The organism is Streptomyces diacarni (assembly GCF_003323715.1).
Taxonomy (GTDB): Bacteria; Actinomycetota; Actinomycetes; order Streptomycetales; family Streptomycetaceae; genus Streptomyces; species Streptomyces diacarni.
Map to the genome: position 1 here is coordinate 299,165 of NZ_QOIN01000039.1, position 19,019 is coordinate 318,183.

Sequence of the window (19,019 nt, forward strand, 5' to 3'; positions counted from 1 at the left end):
CCGTGAAGATCCTCGAAGCGGTACTGACACCGGTCGCGTTCGCCGACCCCCCGCTGCTCAACGTGATGGGGGTGCACGAGCCGTTCGCCCTGCGCAGCGTCGTCCAACTGCGCTGCGAGGACGGCGTGACCGGGCTCGGCGAGTCCTACGGCGACGCCGCGTTCCTCGGCGAGGTGCGCAAGGTGCTCCCGCTGCTCGCCGGACACGACGTGTTCGACCTGCCGGGGCTGCACAGGACAGTGGCCCGCGCCCTCGCCGGCACCGTGCTCACCGACGAGCACGGCCTGATCGGCGGGTTCTCCCTGCGCAAGACCCTCTCCAGCGTCTTCTCCCTCTTCGAGGTGGCCTGCTTGGACGCCCAGGGGCACTGTCTGGGCCGCCCGGTCACCGACCTGCTCGGCGGTGCGGCCCGCACGAGCGTCGAGTTCTCCGCCTACCTCTTCTACAAGTACGGCGCGCACCGCGACGCCGGCCGGACGACGGGCGCCGATCACTGGGGTGAGATCCGTACACATGAGCAACTGGTCGCCTCGGCGCGCCACATGGCCGACGAGTACGGCTTCGGTTCGCTCAAGCTCAAGGGCGGCGTCTTTCCGCCCGAGCAGGAGAGCGAGGCGGTCCAGGCGCTGGCCGACGCCTTCCCCGGCGCGCCCGTCCGCCTCGACCCCAACGCGGCGTGGACATCCGCGACGGCCATCGAGGTGGCGAGGGAACTCGACGGCGTCCTGGAGTACCTGGAGGACCCCACGCCGGGTATCGAGGGCATGGCGCGGGTCGCCGACGCGGCACCCATGCCCCTGGCCACCAACATGTGCCTGGTCGGCGTCGACGACATCGAACCGGCCTTCCGGGCCCGGGCGGTCGGTGTCCTGCTGACCGACCACCACTTCTGGGGCGGGCTGCGCGCCGCCCAGGCGCTGTCCACCACGTGTGAGAGCTTCGGCGTCGGCCTGTCCATGCACTCCAACAGCCACCTGGGCATCAGCCTCGCCGCGATGGTGCACGTCGCCGCCGCCACCCCGCACCTGACGTACGCCTGTGACACCCACTGGCCGTGGAAGACGGCGGACGTCATCGCGCCCGGCGCGCTGGAGTTCCGCGACGGTGCCGTGCGGGTGCCGCAGACCCCGGGGCTCGGCGTCCGGATCGACCCCGACGCGCTGGCGAGAGCCCACGAGAACTACGTGCGGTGCGGGCTCACCAAGCGCGACGACACCACCTACATGCGGCGGTACGTCCCCGGCTTCGAACCGAACATCGCCCGGTGGTGAACCGGACCCCGCGCCCACCATGGACCGTACGGGTGCCGGGCCTCCCGCCCGGCCGCGCAGAAAGGGCCGCCACGTGATGAAAGTGACGGGATACGCCTACCCCTGGGACGTCCTCGGCGATCCGGACTTCACCGCCCGGGCGAGCACGCTGGGACTGGACGAGGTCGCGGTGGCGCTGGCGTACCACAGCACGCGTGCGGCGACACCCTGGTCGCCGCACGGCACCTCTGTCGTGGCCCGGCACGCGGCCCTGTACCGTCCGCTGCGCCCGCACGTCTGGCAGGGGGCCGAGCTGACGCCGGCGGCCCCGGCCTGGCCGCAGTGGGCGCGAACCGGGAGCGGCGCGGACAGCGGCGGCGAGGCCGTCCGCGCGCTGGGCGAGGCCGGGATCGCGGCGGCCGGATGGATCGTGCTCACCCACAGCTCCCGGCTCGGCGAGGCCCACCCCTCCGCCGCCGTGCACAACTGCTTCGGCGAGATCTATCCGTGGGCGCTGTGCCCTTCGCGGCCCGCTGTGCGGACCTACGCCGCCACGGTGACCGCAGAAGCGGTCCGCGGCCTCCACCTGTCCTCGGTGATTTTGGAGGCGTGCGGGCCGCTCGGCGCGGTCCACCAGCACCAGCACGAGAAGACCGACGGCGTGTGGGCTCCGGCCGTCGCACGGCTGCTGTCGGTCTGCTGCTGCGCGGACTGCGCGGCGGGCTGGACGGAGCGCGGCTTCGAGCCCGCCGCCGTCCGCGCCCGCCTGCGCGCGGGCGTGCGTGAGCTGATCAGCGCGGGAGACCTCACCCTCACCGACGACGGGCTGCCCGCCGGCATGCGGGGGGCGCTCCTGGCCACCCGGCAGGCGTCGAGCGACGCGCTGCGCCGGGCGGTGCTGGAGCGCGTCCCGCCGGGTGTCCGTACCGTCCTGCACGGATCCATGGACCCGTGGGCCACCGGCGCGCTGCCCGGTCTCACACCGGCGGCGCCCGCCGAGACCGACGCCGTCGTCCTCCAGAACTGGGCGCCCACCCACGCGAGTACACGGGCCGTGGCCGCGGCCCGCGCCGCACTCCCCGAGCGGGTCGCCGTCGGCAGCTACGTCACCGCGGTGGCGGCAGATCCCGTGCCGGACATCGGCTCCTACGTCTTGGCGCTGGCCGAGGCCGGCGCCGCCGAACTGCACCTCTACCACCTGGGACTGGCCGGTCCCGCCCGCTTCGGCGCTCTGCGGGCCGCATGCGACGCGGCAGGCGGGCGCACCCCGGCCCCCGGCGCCGCGACACGGCCGCGGGCCGGCTCAGGTGACCCACCTGACGAGCTCGCTCAGCGGCAGCCGTCCGGTGGGGATCGCTGAGGTGCCGGGGGGCTTGGGCGCGGGGTGCCCGAGGGAGAGGGCGGTGCGGATGCGCCAGGGGTGCGCGACCTCGCACAGGGCGCCGGCCTCGTCGGCGTGCGCGGCGGGGAAGAAGGACGCGGGGCAGCTCCCCAGGCCCTGGAGGTGGGCGGCGAGCATCATGTTCTGCGCGGCGCGGCCCGCGTCGAACTGGGCGTCCTCGCCTCCCGCCACCTCGTCGACGGCCAGCGCGATCACCAGGGGGGCTGCCGCCAGGTGGCCCGCGTAGGAGCCGAGTTCGGCGAGCCTTCGCCGAACGGGGCGGTTGCGCACGATGACGAACCGCCACGGCTGCCGATTGCGCGCGGACCCGGTCCACCGGCCCGCCTCCAGTACCTGGCGCAGCTCCTCGTCGGTGACAGGCGCGCCGGTGAACCAGCGGCTCGCCCGCATCGTCGTCAGCGCCGGGACGGCGGAGGGCGAAGGCGTGTCCCTCACTGTTCCCTCCGTGCGTGTGCCTGGGCCGGTGGGCGACCGCCGGCCGGCGCAGGGGCCGAGCCGGCGGTGTCCGTCTTCGCGTAGATGCTCTCAGAGCACCTCCGCGGATGGCCGCGGGACCCCGGCCGTACCGGGCAGCCGAAGCGGCGGCCGGCAGGGGCGCGCCGCGCGGCGGTCGGTCGGCCGAGGAGGGGCGTCGCGCGGCGGTCAGTCGGCCGGGGCGGGTGTGCCGAGGCGTCCGTCGTGCACCTCGGCGATCCGGTCCACGGCGCCGAGGTGGGCCCGGTCGTGGGTGACCAGCACGGTGGCGGTCGCCTGCCGGTGGGTGAGCCGGGTGATCAGGTCGATGACCGCGGCGCCGCGCTCGTGGTCGAGGGCGCTGGTCGGCTCGTCGACCAGGAGCACGGTCGGCTCGTTGACCAGGGCGCGCGCGATGTTGACGCGCTGGCGCTGGCCGCCGGACAGCTGGTGGGGGCGGCGGTCCGCCTGGTCGGCCAGGCCGACGGCGTCGAGCAGTTCCCTCGCCCTGGGGCGGGCCTTGCCAGGGGAGCGGCCGTCCAGCTGCGCCATCACCTGGAGCTGTTCTGCGGCGGTGAGGGACGGCAGCAGGTTGGGCTGCTGGAAGACGATGCCGATCTTGTGCCGGCGCAGCTCGGTCAGTGCGCCCCGGCTCATCCCCGCGGTGGTGGTGCCGTCGACGGTGACCGTCCCCGAGTCGGGCGTGATGAGGGTGGCGGCGACGGCGAGCAGGCTGGACTTGCCGGAGCCCGAGGGGCCGACGACCGCGGTCAGGCTGCCCTCCGGCACGTGCATGCTGACGCGGTCCAGTGCGGTCAGGCGGCCGTCCCCGTCGGGGTAGGTGAGGGTGACGTCGTTCAGGTGCAGACTCATCGGGCGCTCCCCAGGGCGGTCAGCGGGTCGACGGAGGTGATGCGGCGGATGGACAGGCCGGCCCCCAGCGCGCCGAGCGCGATCATCACGGCCGCGGGGACGAGCACGGTGGCGGGTGTGAGGGCGAACGGCACGGCTGAGCCGGAGACGGCGGCGCCGACAGCGGCCGCGAAGGTGGTGCCGATCAGCGTGCCGCCGGTCAGCAGGACGACGGCTTGGCCGAGCGCGTCGCGCAGGAGGTTGCCCGTGGAGGCGCCGAGGGCCTTCAAGACGGCGACGTCGCCGCTGCGCTGGATGGTCCACACGGTGAAGAAGGCACCGATGACCAGCGCCGAGATGGCGAAGAGGAATCCGCGCATCAGTTGCAGCGAACCGTTCTCGGAGGTGTAGGAGCCGATCGCGGACAGCGAGTCGTCCCGCGAGACCGTCCTGGTACCGGCCTGCTGGTCGACGGCCTGGACATCCGCACCGGAGTCGGTGTGCAGGGCGACGACGGTGGCCGTGGGGGTGTCGGTCTTCTCCGCGGTGGGCGGAGCGATCCGCTGCCAGGTCCGCAGGCTGGTGTAGACGACCGGGGTGTGGCTGAAGGAGGCCTCACCCCGCACGGCGGAGACGGTCAGCTCGTGCCCGGCGACGGAGAAGGTGTCGCCCTTCTTCGTGCCGAGTTCCTCGGCGGCGGTGGTGGACAGCACGGCCGAGTGGTCGTCGATCCTGGTGCTGTCGGGGGCCAGCGAGGAGCCGGGCTGGACGCCGAAGGCGGAGACCCCAGCGCTCGCCTTGCCCGCGGTGGCCTTGGTGGTGGTGATGCCCAGCGGCTCCGCGCTGGTGACACCGGGCGCGTCGGCCCACCTGCGCCACTGGTCGCGGGTGACGGTGGAGTGGGAGTAGGACAGGTCCTTGCCGTCACCGGGCTCGTCGAACGCGATCCTGTCGGCGGACAGGCCGGTGATCGCGGAGATGTTCTGCTGTCCCAGCCCGGCGGTCAGTCCCGACAGCAGCCCGACCAGCAGAGTGATGAGCACGATCACGGTACCCATCAGGGCGAACCGCCCCTTGGCGAACCGGAGGTCCCTCCAGGCGACAAACACGTCTTCAGCTGCCCTTCGTACGGTGGAATCGAGGAGGTCTCCACCGTCGCCGCTCCCCCACCCGTGGGGCATCGCGCGCAGGACCCCACTTCGCGAGGCGAAAGGTGGCGGCCCGGTTCCCTCTTTCGACAGAGGCCGCCGGCGGGCGATGTTCGTAGGCTGGAGTGATCGTGAATGAGCTGACCCCCACCACCCGGGCCCTGACCTGGTGCCTGCACCTGCTCGTCCTCGGCCTTCTCGCGCTGACCGCCGTCCGTGCCGTGGCCGACGGCGCGCCGGACGCGGTGGCCGTCATCGCCGTGGCCGCCGTGCTCGGTCTTGTGTACGCGGCGGGACCGCTCCTGCCGGTGTTCAGCCGGTCCCGCTGGGCGGCCGCCGGTTGGCTGGCCGTCGTGGGCGCCGTGTGGCTGGTGCTGCTGGTGCTGGCCGCCGACGCGGTCTATCTGGCCTTCCCGCTGTTCTTCCTCCAGCTCCACCTGCTGTCCCGGCGCGCCGGGCTGCTCGCGGTCGTCGTCACCACCGCGGCCGCGGTCGGTGCCTTCGCGGGGCACCGGGGAGGTCTCACAGCGGCGGTCGCGATCGGCCCCGCCCTGGGAGCGGCGGTGGCGGTGGCCGTGGTGTGGGGATACCAGGCCCTGTACCGCGAGAGCGAACGGCGCCGACAGCTGATCGAGGAGCTGACCGCCACCCGGGCCGACCTGGCCGCCGCCCAGCACACGGCGGGCGTCCTGGAAGAGCGCGAACGTCTCGCCAGGGAGATCCACGACACCCTCGCGCAGGGGCTCTCCAGCATCCAGTTGCTCCTGCGCGCGGCCGAGCGGGCACTGCCGGGTCAGGCGGAGGCCGCCGTCGGCTATGTCGGTCAGGCCCGTCAGGCCGCCGTGGACAATCTCGCCGAGGCCCGCCGCTTCGTCGCCGCGCTGGCCCCGCCCGCGCTGGAGGGCGGCACGCTGGCCGGGGCGCTCGAACGGCTGTGTGCCACCACCTCGACCCGCCACCCGCTGACGGTCCGCTTCCACCTCACGGGCCGGCCCGTGCCCCTGTCCACCCCGCACGAGGTCGCGCTGCTGCGGATCGCCCAGTCGGCACTGTCGAACACGACCCGCCACGCCCGGGCCGGCCGCGCCGAGGTCACCCTCAGCTACCTCGGGGACCGCGTCGCCGTGGACGTCGTCGACGACGGGATCGGCTTCGACCCGCTGGAAGCACCCGCCTCCGGCGCCGACGCGGGCGGCTACGGGCTGCCTGCCATGCGCGCACGCCTGCACGCGCTCGGCGGCACCCTCATCGTCGAGTCCACCCCCGGGCACGGCACCGCCCTGGCCGCCCAGCTCCCCACCGACACCGCATCCCCCCGCGACGACGAGGCGCACCGATGACCGACAGCCCCATCCGCCTGCTGCTCGCCGACGACCACCCCGTGGTGCGGGCCGGCCTGCGCGCCGTCCTGGAGACCGAACCGGACTTCGTCGTCGCCGCCGAGGCCGCCACCGCCGAGGACGCGGTCGCCCGCGCCGCCGAGGGCGGGATCGACGTCGTCCTGATGGATCTGCAGTTCGGCTCGGGGATGACGGGCGCCGCGGCCACCGCGGCGATCACGGCCCGACCCGGCGCACCCAGGGTCCTCGTCGTCACCACGTACGGCACTGACGCCGACACCCTGCCCGCCATCGAGGCGGGCGCCACCGGCTACCTCCTCAAGGACGCCCCGCCCGAGGATCTCGCCGACGCGGTACGGACGGCTGCCGCGGGCCGCACCGCGCTCGCCCCGGCCGTCGCCGAACGGATCATGCAACGGATGCGCACCCCCGGCAGCTCTCTCACCCAGCGCGAGACCGAGGTCCTCAGCCTGGTCGCCGAAGGGCTGTCCAACCAGCACATCGGCAGGCGGCTCCACCTCACCGAGGGGACCGTCAAGTCCCATCTGGCGCGCATCTACGCCAAGCTGGACGTCGACTCCCGCACCGCCGCCGTGGCCGCCGCGGCCAACCTCGGCCTCATCCGCCGCTGAAGCGCACCGCCCGGCGGGACACATCGCGCCTGCTCAGGCTCTGCTTCCGGTGGCGGCCCTCAGTCCTCGGGCAGCGGCTCGCCGCACCGGTAGCAAAACCGCGCGTCGCGCTCCGTGGCGAGCCGCCCGCACGCGTCGCAGACCCGGTTGAGCAGGCAGGCGGCCTCGCCTGCCTCTCCTGCCCCGCCGCCGGGCCGCCCGATGGCGAGGCCCGGACGGCGGCGATGGACGCTGAGGTACATCAGCCCCCGCTCGCCGGCCGACAGGGCCCGGCGGCTGCCGTGGCTCAGCCACACGACCGAACCGGCCCGCAGGGTTTCCGTGCCGCTGTCGGTCTCCAGCCGGCCGCTTCCGTCCGTGACGTACAACAGCACGTCCAGATCGGGTTCGACAAAGGCGCCGACCTCGGCGCCCGGCGCCAGACGCACCAGGTTGGCGTCCAGTTGGCGGCCCGGGCGGTCGAGTCGCCACAGCGTCCCTCCCCCGTCAGCGGGCAGCTGAGGCAGCAGTTCCGTCAGCTGTGCCAGTACGCCCGACGCCGGGGTGTGTGCCGCGCCGTTGTCCACCATGACCTCCGATGTGCGGGCCGGCCCCGCGCCGTTTCCCATCGCGCCGCCCGCGGGCGCGTCGTCCTCATGTTCTCAAGTCCGCATTTCCTCAAGTCCGCGAGCGGGACGGACCTCGACGTCACGCCGCTCCCCGGCGCCGCTCCCCCGCACGCCCGGGGCGGGTACGGGCTCGGGTCGCGCATGGGATGAACTGGGGACATGACCGAACCGCGTGAGACCACTGACGTCCCCTCCCGCCACCCGTACGAAGAGCTGCTCCCCCTCACCCGGCGGGCGCTGTCCCACCGCCTGGCCACGGCGCAGGCACAGGGGCGGGCGCCCTCGCTGGCAGCGGCCGTGGCCCGGGGCGGGGAGCTCGTGTGGACGGGAGCCAGGAGCGGCGTCGGTGAGGACGGGCCCGACGAGAACACCCAGTACCGCATCGGGTCGATCACCAAGACGTTCACCGCTGTCCTGGTCATGCGGCTGCGCGACGAAGGCGTGCTCGCTCTCTCCGACCCGCTGGAGCGGCATCTGCCGGGCACCGGCGTCGGCCACGTGACGCTCGCCCAGTTGCTCTCGCACACCGGTGGCCTCGCCGCCGAGACGCCGGGGCCCTGGTGGGAGCGGAGCCCGGCGACGCTGCGCCCCGAGTTGTCCGACGTGCTGGGCGACCAGCCGCTCAAGCATCCGACGGGGCACCGCCATCACTACTCCAACCCCGGGTACACCCTGCTCGGCTCGCTCGTCGAAGCCGTCCGCCGCGCGCCCTGGCACGAGGTGCTGCGACGGGAGGTACTCACCCCACTGGGGCTGCACAGGACGGGGCCGCGGCCCGAGGAAACGTACGCCAGGGGCTGGGCAGTGCACCCTTGGGCGGACGTGCTCCAGGCGGAGCCCGCCCAGGACCTGGGCCTGATGGCGGCCGCGGGCCAGCTGTGGTCCACCACCGCCGATCTCGCCCGGTTCGCGGGCTTCCTGCTGCGCGGCGACGAGCGCGTCCTGTGCGTCGAGTCCCTCCGGGAGATGCGGGTGCCCCACGCGCCGGCCGCGGCCGGGGACTGGGGCCGTACCTACGGGTTGGGCCTGGCCCTCACGCGGCAGCACGGCCGCTCCCTGTCCGGACACTCGGGTTCGCTACCGGGCTATCTCGCGGCGCTGTGGACGTGTGAGGAGGAGGACCTGGCGGCGGTGGTCCTCGCCAACTGCACCTCGGGGCCCGCCGTCGAGACGGTGGCCGCCGATCTGGTCCGGACGGTGGCGGACGCGGAGCCCCTCTTCCCCGAGCCGTGGCGCCCCCTGCCCGAGGTCGATCCCGTGCTGCTGGAGGTGGCAGGGCCCTGGTACTGGGGGACCCAGGTGATCGGGGTGCGCCTGCGGGCGGGTGGCGCACTCGAACTGGGGCCGCTGTCGGGCACCGGTCGGCGCTCCTTGTTCAGGCCCGAGGACGACGGCACCTGGACGGGTCTTGAGGGGTACTACGCCGGAGAGCGCCTGGAGGCGGTACGGCGTCCCGACGGTTCGGTCAGCCACCTGGACCTGGGCTCGTTCGTCTTCACCCGCGCCCCCTACGACCCGCAGGCACCGGTGCCCGGCGGGGTGGACCCGCACGGCTGGCGTGGCCTCTCCCAGCTGTGACCACGTCACGCAATGCCGCCACCACCCCCGGGCGCGCCGAGGCGACCGGGGGTGTGCCCGGGGGCGGCGGCGGAGGTGCCGAATCCGTGTTCCGCCTTCCGTGCCGGCGCGGCCGTCCCAGGTCCGGAGCGTCAGTTGCGTGACGTGGAGGTGACGGACGAGGACGAGGCCCAGCGGTGGCGTCGGCGTGCCGCCGACGCCACCGCGCTGGTCAGCCAGACCCGGGCGGCTCTGCGCGCCACCGTCGAGGGGCGCTACTACAACCCGCGCAGGTTCCTCCCGCACAACCGCCGCCACAAGACCTTCGACGGCTATCGGGAGGTGATCGACGCGCTCGAACGCGTCGCCCACCAGACCGCCTCCCTCACCCGCACGCTCTACCAGTGGCCGCAGGACGAGACGGGCACCGACCGCGACGGCTTCCTGCGCGACTACGCCGACCTGCTGGAGGCCCTCGCCGACATCACCGACCGGTTCAGCGCGATCGACGAGGAGCACCTGACCGACCAGGCCGAGGAGCTGTGCGAGGCGGCCAAGACCGCCCAGGACAAGCGCGCCCGGCTCGTCGAGCGCACCGAGGACACTTCGCTGCCGCTGGGCGATCCCTCGCGGCCCTACGGCATCCTCCTCGCCGAGGCGACACGGCTGACCGAGGAGGCCCAGCACTCCTGCGACAGCCTGCGGCACGCCACCGCCAGTTCCTCCACAGCGAGCGGCGGCGGCAGCGACAGCTGAGGACCGGCCCCGCACGCGTCGCCCGCGTGCGCGTCCACACAGGGCTCACGGGGGGAATCTCCGCGCAAGGTGCCCTGTGTCTGTTCGGAGACCACCCCGGGCGCCAGTACGGTTTGCCCCGCTAAGCGGGTTCTCGTCGTCCATGGCGGAGTGACGGCCGGTTCGGAGGGTCTTTCGACGATGTTGTTGACGGTCAAGGAGCAGGAGGGCCTCCTGATCCACACCGCTGCCGAGGTGGCACGGCAGCGCCGGGCCCGTGGGCTGCGGCTCAACCTGCCGGAGGCCACAGCGGTGATCTCGCAGTTCCTCCTGGAGGGCGCACGGGACGGCCGGATGAAGGCCGATCTGCAAAGCGCCGCCCGCGCGGTGCTGAGCCGGGACGACGTCATGGAGGGCGTTCCCGAGATGCTGCACCAGGTGCACGTCGAGGCGACCTTCCCCGACGGCACCAAGCTGCTGACGGTCCCGGAGCCGATCCAGTGAGCCCCGACTCGCGCAAACGTCCAGGGTCCGGCGAACAGGTCCCGCTGGGGTCGGGAAAGGGCGCCCCGGTCGGCGCCACCCAGCCGGGCGCCAACACCGCCGCCTCTCCCGGAGTCCCGGGGGAGATCCGCTACGGAGAGGGCCCTGTGGTGCTCAACGCCGGCCGGGAGGTGACCACGGTGCGCGTGGTCAACACCGCCGACCGGCCGATCACCGTGGGGTCCCACTACCACTTCGCCGAGGCCAACCCGGCGCTGGAGTTCGATCGCGAAGCCGCCTGGGGCAAGCACCTGAACCTCCTGGCCGGAGGGATGACGCGCTTCGACCCCGGCACTACGGCGGACGTGGCCCTCGTCCCGTTCGCCGGGCGGCGGATCGCGGCGGGCTTCCGAGGCGAGTGCGAGGGGAACCTGGATGACTGAGATCACGCGCGAGGAGTACGTCGCCTCGCTCGGCCCGACCACGGGCGACCGCCTCCGGCTCGCGGACACGGACCTGTTCATCGAGATCGAGGAGGACAGGTGCGTCGGCGGCGACGAAGTCGTCTTCGGCGGCGGCAAGTCCGGCCGTGAGTCGCAGGGCCAGTCGCACACTCCGCGCTCCCAGGGGACGCCGGACCTCGTCATCGTCGGCGTGGTGGTGCTCGACCACCAGGGCGTCGTCAAGGCCGATGTCGGCATCCGGGACGGCCGCTTCGTCGCCGTCGGCAAGTCGGGAAACCCCGACACCATGGACGGCGTGCACCCGGATCTGGTCATCGGCCCCTCGACGGAGCTGATGAACGGCGTCGGCCTGATCATGACGGCCGGAGCCATCGACACCCATGTCCACTTCGTGTCGCCCGCGATGTGCCCCGTCGCCCTGGAGGCCGGGGTGACCACCCTGGTCGGGGGCGGCAGCGGGCCGACGGACGGCTCGAAGGCCACTTTGGCCACACCGGGCGCCTGGTGGCTTGAGCGCATGTTCGAGGCCTTCGACCCCTGGCCCGTCAACGTGGCCTTCCTCGGCCGCGGTACCACCGTGAACGAGGAAGCGCTGTGGGAACAGCTGCGCGCGGGCGCGGCAGGCCTCAAGGTCCACGAGGACTGGGGCGCCACCCCGGCCGTGGTGGACGCCGCCCTGACGGTGGCCGACGCCTCCGGCGTCCAGGTCGCCATCCACAGCGACACCCTCAACGAGGCCGGCTTCGTGGACGACCTGCTGCGCACGGTGGCGGGCCGTACCTTCCACAGCTTCCACACCGAGGGCGCGGGCGGGGGCCACGCCCCGGACATCATCCGGATCGCCGGGGAACGCAACGTGCTGCCCTCCTCGACGACCCCGACCCGCCCCTTCACCGTCAACACCGCCGACGAACAGCTCGACATGGTGCTCGTCGCACACCACCTCAACCCGCGGATCCCCGCCGAGCTCGGTTTCGCCGAGTCCCGGGTACGCGCGTCGACGATCGCGGCCGAGGACATCCTGCAGGACATCGGAGCCATCTCCACGATGTCCTCGGACGCGCAGGCCATGGGCCGGCTGGGCGAGACGGTGCTGCGCACCTGGCAGACGGCCCACGCTATGAAGAACCTCCGCGGCCCGCTGCCCGGTGACGGCCGGGCCGACAACGAGCGGGCCAAGCGGTACGTCGCGAAGTACACCATCTGCCCTGCCGTCACCCACGGTCTCGACCACGAGGTGGGTTCGATCGCGCCGGGCAAGCTGGCCGACTTCGTGCTGTGGGAACCGCCGCTGTTCGGGATCAAACCGACGTCGGTGTTCAAAGGCGGTATGGCCGCCGTCGCGCTGCTGGGCGATCCGAACGCCTCGGTGCCCACCCCGCAGCCCGTCCTGCCCCGCCTGGGCTACAACTCCCACACGAGAGCGGCCCAGGCCACCAGCGTCGCCTTCGTCTCGTCGGCCGCCGTCGAGGACGGCCTCGCGGACCGGCTCGCGGTGCACAGGCCGCTCGTCGCGGTCCGGGACGTCAGGGGCCGCACCAAGGCGGATCTGCCCCGCAACGACGCGCTGCCGCGAATCGACGTGGACCCCGACACCTTCTCCGTCCACATCGACGGCGAACTCGTCGACCACGAACCGCTCACCGAACTCCCCATGAGCCAGCGTTACTTCCTCTACTGAGCGGCCCTCACCGATGACCGCCCGAGCCGCCCTCCTGCTGTTCGCCGACGGCCGCCTCCCCGCCGGCGGCTACGCCCACTCGGGCGGCCTCGAGGAGTCCGTCAGGACGGGGCGGGTCCGCGACGCCCAGAGCCTGGAGTCCTTCCTCGAAGGCCGGGCCCGCACCGTCGGCCTGGTCTTGGCCGCCTTCGCCGCCAGATCCTGCCGGGCTGCGCGCGACCCCGATCCGCTGCCGGAACTGGAGGTCCTGGACGCCGAGCTGGATGCCAGGACGCCTTCTCCCGCACAGCGGGAGACCTCTCGGCAGCTCGGCCGCCAGCTGCACCGCCTGCTGACGGGCATGGCACACCACCCCCTTCTGGAACGGCTTCCGCGCGCCCCGCATCAGCCGCTCGTTCTCGGTGCGGCCTGCGGTCTGTACGGCCTGCGGCCACTCGACGCGGCCCTCGCGGCCCTCCACGAGTCGGTGACCGGCCCGGCGGTCGCCGCCGTCCGCCTCATGAGCATCGACCCGTTCCGCACCCACGCCGCGCTCGCCCGCATCGCCCCGTCGCTGGACCGGCTCGCCGAGCGCGCCCTCGAGCACTGCGACGGATCTCCGCACGACATGCCGGCCGCCGCGGCCCCGCTGCTGGACGTCGTCGCGGAAGTGCACGCCACCCGCAGCGAACGGCTGTTCGCCTCGTGAGCACCGCCGTGGCAGTCGGGACCAGTATGCGCGCGTGCGCGCGTGTCGCCACCGAGTCGGCCCCCGGGCCCGGGGGCCGGCCGCGCACGCGGATCAGTGGGCTGCGCTCCCAGGCGCCGCTCATGCTGTTCACGACCAGGGCCAAGGAAGGGGAACCGTCTGTCGCGCACCGGGGCGTCCCCGCGCGGGTGAGCGTGGCGGCCGGCGCCGCGGGACCGATCGGCGGAGACGAACTGCGGCTGGAGGTCGAGGTCGGTCCCGGCAGCGTCCTCGTGCTCAGCGAGGTCTCGCCCTCGCTGCTCCTCCCCGGCAGGGAAGGCCGTGTGTCCACGACGCGCGTGCGGATCAGCGTCGCCACGGGCGGGACGCTGGTCTGGCTTCCCGAGCCGCTGGTCGCCGCCCGTGGCTGCGACCACCTCAACGAGGTGCGGGTGGACCTGGCCGACGACGCCGCGCTGCTGATGCGGGAGGAGGTGGTGCTCGGCCGCCACGGCGAGACCGGCGGGCGCGTGCGGCTGAGCACCCGGGTGCGGCGCTCCGGTCGTGCGCTGCTGTGCCAGGACCTCGAACTGGGCACCGGGGCAGGTCGTACGCCCGTGGTCGCCCACGGCCACCGGGCGGTGGGGTCCGTCCTCGTCGCCGACCCGCTGTGGTGCGCTCAGGAGGCACGGTCACGCCCGCGGACGCGGTTGCTGTCCGGCGACGCCGTGGTGACCCCTCTCCCCCAGGGCGCGGCCCTGATCAGTGCGCTCTGCCAGGACAACGCGTCCCTCCGCGACACGCTCCGCTCAGGCCTGGCGGCACTCGGCCCGCCCTGGACCCCCCGCCCCGTACCCCCTCCCCCGTAAGGACACAGTGATGGCAGCCCCCGTTGGAGACCACATGCCGCGCAGAGCCCTGCGCCTCGGAGTTGCCGGGCCCGTGGGCACCGGCAAGAGCTCCCTCATCGCGACCGTGTGCCGGAACATGGCCGCGGAACTGGAGATCGGTGTCGTGACGAACGACATCTACACCGACGAGGACGCCCGCTTCCTGCGCGCCAGCGGGGTCCTGTCCGCGGCCAGGATCCGCGCGGTGGAGACCGGCGCCTGCCCGCACACGGCCATCAGGGACGACATCACGATGAACCTCATCGCTGTCGAGGACATGGAGCGCGACGTCGGACCGCTCGACCTGGTGCTGGTGGAGAGCGGAGGCGACAACCTCACGGCGACGTTCTCCCCCGGCCTCGTCGACGCCCAGGTGTTCGTCCTCGACGTGGCCGGGGGCGGGGACGTGGTGCGCAAGGGTGGGCCAGGCATCGCCCGCGCCGACCTGCTGGCCGTCAACAAGGTCGACCTGGCTCCGTACGTGGACGTCGACGTGGACCGGATGGTCGCGGAAGGGGCTGCCGCGCGAGGCGGTGCCCCCGTCCTCGCGCTGTCCCGGCACCGCCCAGAGACGGTCGACGAGCTGTGCGCCTGGATCAGACGCCTGGCCGGTGACCACGCGGCGGGCCGCCACACACCCACCGATCCCGGAGCACCGGCCCACCACCACCATGCGCACGTCAGGGCCACGTGAGGCGGCTTCGAAGGGGCGGTCAGCTCCCGGCCGTCCAGTGCAGCAGTTCCCCGGCCTGCAGCGTGTTGACGACCCGTTCCGGCGGCACCCCGCACTCGACGGCACGCAGGCAGCCGCCCGCCTGCCAGTCGAGCTGACCGGGTGCGTGCGCGTCGGTGTCGAGGGCGAACCACGCTCCCGCGTCGAGCGCCTGCCGCAGCAGGCGGCGCGGTGGGTCGCTGCGCTCCGGACGGCAGTTGATCTCCACAGCCGTCCGTGACTCCGCGCACGCGGCGAAGACCTCCTCCGCGTCGAACTCCGATTCGGGCCGCCCCCTGCCCGACAGCAGCCGGCCCGTGCAGTGGCCCAGCACGTCCACCAGTGGATCGCGGACCGCCCGCAGCAGGCGCGGCGTCATCAGGTCCCCGGACATCCGCAGCTTCGAGTGCACCGACGCGACCACCACGTCGAGCCGGGCCAGCAACTCCTCGTCCTGGTCGAGCGTCCCGTCCTCCAGGATGTCGCACTCGATACCGGTGAGCAGCCGGAACGGAGCCAGCCGCTCGTTCACCTCCGCGACCACGTCCAGTTGCCTGCGCAGCCGCTCCGCCGACAGGCCGCCCGCGATCGTCAGCCGCGGGGAGTGGTCGGTGAGGACCGCCCACTCGTGGCCGAGCGCCTTGGCCGTCGCCGCCATCTCCGCCAGGGAGCTGCCGCCGTCCGACCAGTCGGAGTGCAGATGGCAGTCGCCGCGCAGCGCCGCCCGCAGAGCGCGCGCCGCCGTGGGCAGCGGCGCCTCGTCGGCCACCTCGGCCTCCAGCTTCGCCAGGTATCCCGGCACGCCGCCGGCCAGCGCCTCCCGTACGACCTGGGCGGTCTTGGGCCCCACGCCCCGCAGCGACTCCAGCGTGCCGCCGGCGGCCCGCTGCTCGGTCTCCCCCGCGGGAAGCGCGGCCAGTACCTGGGCAGCCGTGCGGAAGGCCCGCACCCGGTACGTCGGTGCCTGTGCGCGCTCCAGCAGAAAGGCGATCCGCTCCAGCGCCGCCCGCGGCTCCACCTGTGCCCCTTCCGCAGCCGTCGGTGCCAGGCTACGACCGGGCGGCCCGGCACGCCTGGCGAAGCAGAGGGCACCGGCGTGACCAGCCCTTGCGCGCCGCGGAGTCGCTCAGTGGCCCGCTCAGTTGCCCGAAGCGGCAGGGCGGGCCTCCCTGGGCAGGCCGAGCACCCGTTCGGCGATGATGTTGCGCTGGATCTCGTTCGAGCCCGCGTAGAGGGTGTCGGCCCGTGAGAAGAGGAAGAGCCGCTGCCAGTCGTCGAGGTCGTACGGTGCGTCGGCGAGCATCCCGCCGGCGCCGAGGACATCCATCGCGAGTTCGCCGAGCTGCCGGTGCCAGGTCGCCCAGAAGATCTTGCCGATCGACGCCTCGGGACCCGGTGCGCCGGCCGCGACCGCGTCGAGCATCCGCAGGGCGTTGAACCGTATGGTCTCCAGACCGATCCAGGCCTGGGCGATCCGGTCGCGGATCAGCGGGTCGTCGGCCGCTCCGTTGCGGCGGGCCAGATCGATGAGGGCTTCCAGCTCCCGGCGGAACCCGACCTGCTGCCCCAGCGTGGAGACCCCTCGCTCGAAGCCGAGCGTGGCCATGGCCACCTTCCAGCCGTCGCCGAGGGCTCCGACGAGGTGTGCCGCGTCGGTGCGCGCACCGTCGAAGAAGACCTCGTTGAACTCGGAGGTGCCGGTCAGCTGGGTGATGGGGCGGATCTCCACTCCCGGCTGGTCGAGCGGCACCAGGAGGTACGACAGGCCGCGGTGGCGCGCCGAGCCGGCTTCCGTGCGGGCGAGCACGAAGCACCAGTCGGACTCGTGGGCGAGCGAGGTCCAGATCTTCTGCCCCGTGACGACCCACTGGCCCGCACCGCTGCCTGGCTCGCCCCTGCCGCTGCCATCCGTGCCGCTGCCGGGCTCGCCCGCAGCGGAGCCTGGCGCCCCGTCCCACTCGGCCCGGGTGCGGATGTTGGCCAGGTCGGAGCCGGCGTCCGGCTCGCTGTACCCCTGGCACCACAGCTCGTCGACGGCGACGATCCGGGGCAGGAAGCGGGCGCGCTGTTCCGGGGTGCCGAAGGCGATCAGGGTGGGGCCGAGCAGTTGTTCACCGATGTGTCCCACCCGGGCGGGCGCGTCGGCGAGGGCGTACTCCTCGTGGAAGGCGACCTGTTGTTCCAGGGTGGCTCCCCGGCCGCCGTACTCCGCCGGCCATCCGACGCAGGTCCAGCCCGCCGTGGCCATGTGCCGTTCCCAGGCGAGGCGTTCGGCGAAGGCCTCGTGCTCCCGGCCTGGTCCGCCACGGCCGCGCAGGCCGGCGAACGCGCCGGTGAGGTTCGCCCGCAACCAGCCGCGTATCTCCGCTCGGAACTCCTCGACGCTGCTCATGGACGTACGCTAATCTACCAAACACTTGTTAGGGAAGCCGGTCGGGCCCGCCCGCGCCGCTCGGCCCGCGCGGAAGGGAGCCAGGCGAGTGAGGCTGACACAGGAACAGGAAGCGCTGCGATCCGCCGTACGGGCACTGCTCGCGCGGCACCAAGGCGCGGCCGCCTGGCGCCCGCTGACCGAACAGATCGGCGTCGCGGGACTCCTGGTCCCCGAGGAGTACGGAGGGGCGGGCTGCGGGGCGCGGGAGTCCGCCGTGGTGCTGGAGGAGCTGGGCAGGACACTGAGCCCCGCCCCCTGCCTCGGTTCCGCCGTGGTGGCGGTGCGCGCGCTGCTCGCCTCCGGCGACGCCGCCGCGTGCGCCCGCCTGCTGCCCGGCATCGCCGACGGCACGACGGTGGCCACACTCGCCTGGGCCGAGGACGGCTCCTGGGACCCGGCGGCGCTGCGCGGCGAAGCCACACAGCACGCCGAAGGGTACTGGCGGATCACCGCGGCCAAGGAACACGTCCTCGACGGCTCGGATGCCGACGTGGTGCTCGTCGCCGCCCGCACCCGCTCGGGCGTCTCACTCTTCGAGGTGGCGGCGCGGGACGGCGGGCTGAGCCGCGAGGCACTGGTCACCATGGACCAGACCCGCTCGCTGGCGCGCCTCGCGTTCGACGGGGCCGAGGGCCGGCTCATCGGGACGGACGGCGACGGGGCCCGGGTCCTCGCCCACGTCCTGGACCATGCGTGCACCGCCCTGGCCGCTGAGCAGGTGGGCGCGGCCGAGCACTGCCTCGAACGCACGGTCGCCTACGCCGGTCAGCGCGTCCAGTTCGGCCGCCCGATCGGCTCCTTCCAGGCCGTCAAGCACCGGCTGGCGGACGCCTACGTGCTGGTCGAGTCGGCCCGCTCGGCCGCACTGGGCGCGGCCGTCGCGGCGGCCGCCGACGCACCGGACCTCACGCGCCACGCGGCCGCCGCCAAGTCGGCCTGCTCCGAGGCGCTCGCGGCGGTCGCGGGCGAGATGATCCAGCTGCACGGCGGCATCGGCATCACCTGGGAAGCCGACGCCCACCGCTACTTCAAACGCGCCCACGGGGCTGCGCAGCTCTTCGGTCCACCCGCCTGGCACCGGCAACGGCTCCTGGCCGAACTGGGCCTGGCGGCGCCCCGGACGGGCCTGTCAGCGGCGGAAGGCACCTCGCGGGCATGACGCCCTTCGCACCAGCCCCCGCTCACCCCTTCGGCCGTATCCGGATGGCCACGGCGGCGCGTGAGCAGCAGCGTGGAGGCACCCGACCCAGGGAGCATCCGATGGCTCAGCCGACAGCACCGGGGCCCGCCCCTCAGGGGTCTTCCGGCGACAGCTCACACACCCGCGCCTGGGCGGTCGGAGGCACCGTCTTCGCCGGGGTCGTGCTCGTCGTGAACGGTCTGCTGGACATCCTCAAGGGCATCACCGCGGTCGCCTCCGACCAGATCTACACCGGGATCGACGACTACGTGTTCCGGTTCAACCTCACCGCGTGGGGCTGGGCCCTGCTGGCGGTCGGCGTGGTCGCCCTGGCCGCCGGCCTCGGCCTGCTCGCCGACGCGCTGTGGGCCCGGATCGTGGGCGTCACGATGGCCTCGCTCAGCCTGCTCGCGAACTTTCTGTGGCTCCCCTACCAGCCGCTGTGGGCCGTCGTCTCGATCGGCCTCGGCGCCTGGGTGATCTGGGCGCTGACGGCGAACCGCTCGGTGGGCTCCTCCTCCCTGTGACCCT

20 protein-coding genes are annotated in these 19,019 nt (G+C 73.5%); 14 read left to right on the forward strand and 6 right to left on the reverse strand.

The window, feature by feature from the left end; genetic code table 11:
• Positions 1–2 precede the first annotated feature (2 nt).
• Complete coding sequence (locus tag DTL70_RS11305) at positions 3–1,271, forward strand: enolase C-terminal domain-like protein (RefSeq protein ID WP_114021806.1); 1,269 nt, start codon at positions 3–5, stop codon at positions 1,269–1,271.
• Positions 1,272–1,347: 76 nt separating this feature from the next.
• Positions 1,348–2,610 (forward strand): hypothetical protein, encoded by a 1,263-nt coding sequence (locus DTL70_RS11310; RefSeq protein ID WP_220183604.1) that lies wholly within the window; start codon positions 1,348–1,350, stop codon positions 2,608–2,610.
• On the opposite strand, the gene DTL70_RS11315 is transcribed toward DTL70_RS11310, so the two are convergent.
• From DTL70_RS11315 to DTL70_RS11325, 3 genes are all read right to left on the reverse strand, one after another.
• Positions 2,554–3,087, reverse strand: a complete 534-nt coding sequence (locus tag DTL70_RS11315; RefSeq protein WP_245979270.1) for a nitroreductase family protein — start codon at positions 3,085–3,087, stop codon at positions 2,554–2,556. The genes DTL70_RS11310 and DTL70_RS11315 overlap by 57 nt on opposite strands.
• A 207-nt stretch (positions 3,088–3,294) precedes the next feature.
• Entirely contained in the window at positions 3,295–3,978 is a 684-nt protein-coding gene (locus DTL70_RS11320; protein ID WP_114021744.1) for an ABC transporter ATP-binding protein, read from the reverse strand.
• Positions 3,975–5,066, reverse strand: coding sequence for an ABC transporter permease (locus DTL70_RS11325; RefSeq protein WP_114021745.1), 1,092 nt, complete (start codon positions 5,064–5,066; stop codon positions 3,975–3,977). The genes DTL70_RS11320 and DTL70_RS11325 overlap by 4 nt, the downstream gene beginning before the upstream one ends.
• A gap of 170 nt (positions 5,067–5,236) precedes the next feature.
• On the opposite strand from DTL70_RS11325, the gene DTL70_RS11330 reads away from it, so the two are divergent.
• Together DTL70_RS11330 and DTL70_RS11335 are read left to right on the forward strand one after the other, a co-directional pair.
• Positions 5,237–6,445 carry a sensor histidine kinase gene (locus tag DTL70_RS11330; RefSeq protein WP_114021746.1) on the forward strand — a complete coding sequence of 403 codons (1,209 nt, stop codon included), beginning with the start codon at positions 5,237–5,239 and terminating at the stop codon, positions 6,443–6,445.
• Entirely contained in the window at positions 6,442–7,077 is a 636-nt protein-coding gene (locus DTL70_RS11335) for a response regulator (protein WP_114021747.1), read from the forward strand. The genes DTL70_RS11330 and DTL70_RS11335 overlap by 4 nt, the downstream gene beginning before the upstream one ends.
• A 59-nt stretch (positions 7,078–7,136) precedes the next feature.
• Here DTL70_RS11335 and DTL70_RS11340 read toward each other — a convergent pair whose 3' ends face one another.
• Positions 7,137–7,646: a hypothetical protein gene (locus tag DTL70_RS11340; protein WP_114021808.1), complete on the reverse strand. Its 510-nt coding sequence runs from the start codon at positions 7,644–7,646 to the stop codon at positions 7,137–7,139.
• Positions 7,647–7,844: 198 nt separating this feature from the next.
• On the opposite strand from DTL70_RS11340, the gene DTL70_RS11345 reads away from it, so the two are divergent.
• From DTL70_RS11345 to ureG, 8 genes are all read left to right on the forward strand, one after another.
• The gene (locus DTL70_RS11345; RefSeq protein WP_114021748.1) at positions 7,845–9,263 is read left to right on the forward strand and encodes a serine hydrolase domain-containing protein; all 1,419 of its coding nucleotides are present in this window, start codon (positions 7,845–7,847) and stop codon (positions 9,261–9,263) included.
• Positions 9,264–9,398: 135 nt separating this feature from the next.
• Positions 9,399–9,998 carry a hypothetical protein gene (locus DTL70_RS11350; RefSeq protein ID WP_147266764.1) on the forward strand — a complete coding sequence of 200 codons (600 nt, stop codon included), beginning with the start codon at positions 9,399–9,401 and terminating at the stop codon, positions 9,996–9,998.
• A 180-nt stretch (positions 9,999–10,178) separates the two neighbouring features.
• The gene (locus DTL70_RS11355) at positions 10,179–10,481 is read left to right on the forward strand and encodes an urease subunit gamma (RefSeq protein ID WP_114021750.1); all 303 of its coding nucleotides are present in this window, start codon (positions 10,179–10,181) and stop codon (positions 10,479–10,481) included.
• The gene (locus tag DTL70_RS11360) at positions 10,478–10,903 is read left to right on the forward strand and encodes an urease subunit beta (protein WP_342776481.1); all 426 of its coding nucleotides are present in this window, start codon (positions 10,478–10,480) and stop codon (positions 10,901–10,903) included. Before DTL70_RS11355 ends, DTL70_RS11360 begins: the two co-directional genes overlap by 4 nt.
• Positions 10,896–12,605, forward strand: coding sequence for an urease subunit alpha (locus DTL70_RS11365; RefSeq protein WP_114021751.1), 1,710 nt, complete (start codon positions 10,896–10,898; stop codon positions 12,603–12,605). Before DTL70_RS11360 ends, DTL70_RS11365 begins: the two co-directional genes overlap by 8 nt.
• Positions 12,606–12,618: 13 nt before the next feature.
• Positions 12,619–13,293, forward strand: a complete 675-nt coding sequence (locus DTL70_RS11370; protein WP_114021752.1) for an urease accessory protein UreF — start codon at positions 12,619–12,621, stop codon at positions 13,291–13,293.
• A 122-nt stretch (positions 13,294–13,415) separates the two neighbouring features.
• Complete coding sequence (locus tag DTL70_RS11375; protein ID WP_181860878.1) at positions 13,416–14,141, forward strand: urease accessory protein UreD; 726 nt, start codon at positions 13,416–13,418, stop codon at positions 14,139–14,141.
• 10 nt (positions 14,142–14,151) lie between these two features.
• Positions 14,152–14,856 carry an urease accessory protein UreG gene (gene ureG / locus DTL70_RS11380; RefSeq protein ID WP_114021754.1) on the forward strand — a complete coding sequence of 235 codons (705 nt, stop codon included), beginning with the start codon at positions 14,152–14,154 and terminating at the stop codon, positions 14,854–14,856.
• A 19-nt stretch (positions 14,857–14,875) separates the two neighbouring features.
• Here the strand turns inward: ureG and DTL70_RS11385 are convergent, their stop codons facing one another.
• Positions 14,876–15,892: a PHP domain-containing protein gene (locus DTL70_RS11385; protein ID WP_114021755.1), complete on the reverse strand. Its 1,017-nt coding sequence runs from the start codon at positions 15,890–15,892 to the stop codon at positions 14,876–14,878.
• 120 nt (positions 15,893–16,012) lie between these two features.
• Positions 16,013–17,266: an acyl-CoA dehydrogenase family protein gene (locus DTL70_RS11390; protein ID WP_114021756.1), complete on the reverse strand. Its 1,254-nt coding sequence runs from the start codon at positions 17,264–17,266 to the stop codon at positions 16,013–16,015.
• Positions 17,267–17,354: 88 nt separating this feature from the next.
• On the opposite strand from DTL70_RS11390, the gene DTL70_RS11395 reads away from it, so the two are divergent.
• Together DTL70_RS11395 and DTL70_RS11400 are read left to right on the forward strand one after the other, a co-directional pair.
• Complete coding sequence (locus tag DTL70_RS11395; RefSeq protein ID WP_114021757.1) at positions 17,355–18,467, forward strand: acyl-CoA dehydrogenase family protein; 1,113 nt, start codon at positions 17,355–17,357, stop codon at positions 18,465–18,467.
• 101 nt (positions 18,468–18,568) lie between these two features.
• Complete coding sequence (locus DTL70_RS11400; RefSeq protein ID WP_114021758.1) at positions 18,569–19,015, forward strand: DUF7144 family membrane protein; 447 nt, start codon at positions 18,569–18,571, stop codon at positions 19,013–19,015.
• Positions 19,016–19,019: the final 4 nt, after the last annotated feature.